Consider the following 3,802-nt stretch of genomic DNA (forward strand, 5'->3'; position numbering starts at 1 on the left):
TTTTTTACTATTTTTTTTGTAATTATTTGTTAATTACATGTTTTATATTTTTTTTAAATTTTAATTTGTTTTTTTTTTATGTTCTATTTGTCCACCTTTATATCTTGAAGAAGTAAAAAAAAAGATAGAGTAGAAAATCTGATTTTAAATTTATTGGTAGTAAATTTAAAACACTTTTTTTAAATTTTTATTTTTTTTAAAATTTCATAATTAACTTTTTGTTCTATTCTATTTTTTTATACACTTCTTTTAATAAAAAGGAAAGAAAGAGAGATTGAAAAAGAAATTTTCTTTTTACATTATATTTAATCAGCTATTTTCAAAAAACATTTAACTTTCAAATTCATTAACTCTATCTAAAAATATATCACTAAACTTATCTGCCATGTCAATATGCCATTTAATTAATTTATCCCAATTATCCTTATTATTTAAATATGCATATTTTTCTATGAAAATACTTGATGATAATTTATCATCCCTACGATCCCATATTAATTTTTCACCGAGTTCACTTTCAATTTGCTCTTTTTGATTGTATAAATAATCAAATAATTCTTTAGAATTATAAATATATAACTGAATTTTTATTTTTTTAAAAGAAGGAGTAAAACCCAATGATATATGGCAAGACTCCTTTTTAAAATTTAAAATATAAAAACTATTAAAACTAATTTTTCCAGGATAAAAATTATGGGAGCCTTTATCAAGCTCAATACTTAATGTTTCCCAATATTCTCTTCGTAATTTTTCACTTTTACTTGGAATTTTCTTATCTTTTCTATTATCATGTTCTACTTTTATCTGATGAAGAATATTTTCATCTACTTTTGGATATGGCCATATTTTTTTAGCTAATTTAAATAATCTTCCAGTTCTTTTAGTAATCTCTTCTTTGTTCCATTTATTTAAGTTTCTAATATACTTGTTTAATCTGATAGATGAATCTTTAAAACCACCTTTCATCTCTTGTTTACTTTTAAATGATTTATTACTTAAATTACTATTATATCCTGTAAGTGTAAGATTACCAATTGTATTTAGGTAATTTTTATATGTTTCTTCCCAGTCTGATCCTAGTTCTTCTTTCCATTCTTCTGTTAAAGTTTGTGGCATAATATGCTCTATAGTATATGATTCAATATTTGTTGGTTCTTTTTCAAAGCCAAAGTTTTCAAGTTTATCAAAAAGATAATTACGATTTTTAGTTCTAATATTATATAAATCCGCTTCCTTAAAGTGATTCATAAATTCATTATCTTTAGGCATTATTTTATAACTATCTTTTAACAAAAGAATAGTTTTAAATGAATTAAGATAATTTAAGTCATATTTATCATTTAAATTCATCATTTCTTCATACATTTTAGCAAAAGTTTTATTCAAAGAGTTAGATTCTATACCACAAATAAATCTTCTCATAAGATAACTTTCAGTATATTTTAATAATTCTATAAATTCCTCTTTATCTAAAAGATCATTATCATAATCTTTGTATAAATCCATTATAAATGGCCTTGTTACATCATATCCCATTTTATTAAGACTTATAAATGCATTTCTTAAATCGTTGTCTTTTTCTTCATTGAAAGCAAAGTTTAAAAAATATTCAGAATACTTATATATTTCTTTAACTAAATCCTCAAAATTATTAAACCTTTCAGAATACTCTTTAAAATTATTATATATGTCATTACCCCTTAATGTTGGTACTTTTCCAATTTTTGTAGTTAAATATGCACGTATAAAAGAGTCAAAAGTTTTTGGTTTTTTATCTCTAAAATTATTTTCAATAACTTGCCAATATGTTTTATAAAGGTAATTTTGATTATCAACATCTAAATCCATTAAAACATAATTTCTTATTAAATCAGATTGTGTAAGTTCTAAACCTGTTGAATTTAAACTTTCAAAGATAAGTTGTGGATTATCATCATTCCCATCTAAAGCAATATAAACTATCAAAAGCTTATGTAAACCTTTATAAATATTCATAACATTATTATCATTAATATTTTTTCTAAAATATTCATAATTTTTATAAATCCTTTGAGAATCATCTTTATTAAAATTTAATTTAATATTTGAACCTAAATTTTCAACAATTTTATTTAATGTTTTTTCATCAACATCATTTAAAACTAATTTATATCTTAAACTTCCTTTCTCTTTATTATTAAATAAATAAGAACTAATTAAATTTTCAGGACTTAAGTTATCTTGTGGATTTTTAAATAAAAAATCAGTTAAAGCAGCAATTAATATAGTTATTGTAGTAATTCTTTGTTGTCCGTCTATAATCATTATTTTACTTATAGGACTTACAACAATACTATATTGTTTTAAATATACTATTGAACCAAGAAAATGGTTATTTTCATCATTTTTACTTACTTTTAGAATATCTTTAAATAACTGTTTACATTGTTTTTCAGTCCAACTGTAATTTCTTTGAAAAATAGGTATACTAAATTGTTGATTAAGACTCAAAAAATTCAAAAAATTGTATATTCCTGCTTGCATAAACAATCCCCCACCATTAATTTTAAAATATTTAATTATAAATTAATTAAATTAAACATATATTTAATTTTATTAAACAAGTATAAAAAAATTTACTATAAATTTAAATAAGTTACAATTAAAATTATTCTTAACATAAATAAAAAAAACTTAGAGGTTAATTATTCTTATATTTATATAGTTAATATAAGATTACTATATAAAACAATTAAAATTTCATCTATAAAACAAACAAATATAAACCAGAAAAAATTAGAAAACTCATATTAAAAAAGAATTAATAAGAACAAATCTAAATTTATAAAAGTGATTAAATATGAATCCATGGGAAAACATCAGTTTATCAGATTATGAAAATCACATGAGTCTTGATTCCGTTAAACAACTTCAAGCAATGAATAAATTAATGCAAAAACAATTTGAAGAATATCCAGTAACAACTGCCATAGTATTTGGAATTGCAGGTGGAAATGGCTTGGAACATGTAAATAAGAGAAAATATAAAAAAGTTTATGGAATTGATATTAACGAAACATATCTTAATGCAGTAAAAGAACGTTATTCTAAATTAGGAGATATTCTTGAATGTTATAAAATTAATGTTATTAATGAATCAGATAAACTTCCTAAGGCTGAACTAGTTATTGCCAATTTATTCATAGAATATGTTGGATACAATGTATTTAAAAAAGCTATTTTGAAATCTAATCCTAAATATGTATCTTGTATTATTCAGATTAATACAGATGAAGAAACTTGGGTTTCTAATTCACCTTATATTCATGCTTTTGATGGTTTAGATAAAATACATCATCAAATAGAAGAAAATGCTCTTATCAATACAATGAATGAAATTGGATACAAATTACTAAAAACAGAAACATATCCATTACCAAACAGAAAAAAACTTGTCATGTTAGATTTTGAACATTAAAATCTTAAGTTTCAAATATTATATAAAATAATAAAATTGTTTGTTCTTCTTTTTCAAAAGTATGATTTTCAAAAAATAATATTTGAAATTGATTTGAAATAAAATTTCCAGTATAATTAATTCATATAACACATTATCATATTTTTAATAAAATCAAAATTTTTTTATTATTTGTATCATAATATCCTACTTATTTTATTTTAATTAAAAATATACAATTTTTAATCTTATAATAACTCATTTTAATAAATTTTTTTAATTATTTCTTTTAAATTAGGTAAAGTAAATACTATTAATAAAACTTAATATATTATTTTTTAATAAAATAAACTTTAATAATAGAGT

The 3,802-nt window shown here is 20.7% G+C and carries 2 protein-coding genes; one reads left to right on the plus strand and one right to left on the minus strand.

The genetic code is table 11. The annotated features are described in order from the left end of the window. Positions 1–330 precede the first annotated feature (330 nt). The gene (locus BGI41_RS07010) at positions 331–2,523 is read right to left on the minus strand and encodes a DUF4268 domain-containing protein (protein WP_088539869.1); all 2,193 of its coding nucleotides are present in this window, start codon (positions 2,521–2,523) and stop codon (positions 331–333) included. Between the two features lie 316 nt (positions 2,524–2,839). On the opposite strand from BGI41_RS07010, the gene BGI41_RS07015 reads away from it, so the two are divergent. After that, complete coding sequence (locus BGI41_RS07015; RefSeq protein WP_088539871.1) at positions 2,840–3,457, plus strand: class I SAM-dependent methyltransferase; 618 nt, start codon at positions 2,840–2,842, stop codon at positions 3,455–3,457. Positions 3,458–3,802 lie beyond the last annotated feature (345 nt).

Origin of the sequence: Methanobrevibacter sp. 87.7, from assembly GCF_002208625.1 — an archaeon.
GTDB lineage: Archaea > Methanobacteriota > Methanobacteria > Methanobacteriales > Methanobacteriaceae > Methanarmilla.